General features: G+C 66.9%; 1 protein-coding gene. It reads left to right on the top strand.

The window, feature by feature from the left end; genetic code table 11:
* Nucleotides 1–46 precede the first annotated feature (46 nt).
* Nucleotides 47–1,255 carry an NAD(P)/FAD-dependent oxidoreductase gene (locus EOA27_RS36840; protein WP_126083317.1) on the top strand — a complete coding sequence of 403 codons (1,209 nt, stop codon included), beginning with the start codon at nt 47–49 and terminating at the stop codon, nt 1,253–1,255.
* Nucleotides 1,256–1,304: the final 49 nt, after the last annotated feature.

Below are 1,304 nucleotides of genomic sequence, written 5' to 3'. Positions count from 1 at the left end.
GGAAGCAGCGGCGGGAGAGCATGCCCTCGGGCCTTGGAGACAAGCAATGAGCACCACCGAGAACCGCGAAACGCCCGCAGCCCCGCCCGGCAGGACCGAGGCGGAAGTGGCGATCGTCGGCGCCGGGCTGGCCGGAACCGTTCTGGCGATAACGCTCGCCAAAGCTGGCCGCAAGGTGGCGCTGATCGATCCGCACCGTGTCCACCATGACGAATTCAGGGCCGAGAAAACCCGCGACGAACAGATGGGGCTGTTCGAGAAGCTTGGCCTCGGCTCGGTCTTCAGGTCGCTCTCCACGCCGATGACCGATCTCCATGTCTTCCGCTTCGGCCAGTTGTTCGAGCGCAAGCAGACCTTCGAATACGCCTTCTCCTACGCGCCGCTGGTCAACGGCATGCGCGCGGCGCTGCCTCCGGAAGTGCCGCTGACGGTGGGCAAGGTCGCCGAGGTGTCGACCGGACCGGACCGGCAGCGCCTGGTGCTCACCGACGGCTCGGTCATCGATGCGCGGCTTCTGGTGGTGGCCACCGGCTACAGCGAGGCGGTGCGGCGCGCCATCGGCGTCGAGCGCATCGAGGAATCGAAGGCGCATTCGCTGTCGATGGGGTTCGACCTGGCGATCACGCCGCAGGAATTCGGCCTCCAGTCCCTCACCTTCTACGCAAGGCGGGTCGCCGATCGCATTGCCTTTCTTACCATCTTCCGGATCGGCGAGCGGCTGCGGGCGAATATGTTCGTCTATCGGACCGTCGCCGATCCATGGGTGCGGGCGTTCCGCGAGAACCCGCAAAAGATGCTGCTGGACCTGATGCCGGAGATCGCCCAGCGATGCGGCAACTTCGCCGTCGCCAGCGAGGTCGAGGTGCGACAGGTCAGCCTGACGACGACACGGGGCCATCGCCGCGACGGCGTGGTCTTCATCGGCGATGCGTTCGCCACGACCTGCCCGGCGCAAGGCGACGGGATAAACCGCGTGCTAACCGATGTCGATTGCCTCAGCTCCACGCATATCCCCGCCTGGCTCGAGACGCCCGGCATGGCGGCCGACAAGATCTGCGCCTTCTATGACGATCCGATCAAGGTCGCGGCCGACACCAGGGCCCTGCGCGCCAGCATCTATGCCAAGCGCATCACCACCGAGACAGGGCTGGAATGGCGCCTGCGCCGCCTGCGCAACAACACCGCGCGGCAGTTGATGGTCTTTAGCCGACGGATCCGCGAAGCGGGAAAACCGGCCGAGCCGCGCGCGGCGTGAGAGGGGGCGCTGCGCCGCCGGGCGGGCCTTGGGCACGTCATCGTGACTG

The organism is Mesorhizobium sp. M2A.F.Ca.ET.037.01.1.1 (assembly GCF_003998075.1).
Taxonomy (GTDB): Bacteria; Pseudomonadota; Alphaproteobacteria; order Rhizobiales; family Rhizobiaceae; genus Mesorhizobium.
Note: the sequence above shows the minus strand (reverse complement) of the source record. Positions and strands in the feature narration are given on the sequence as shown.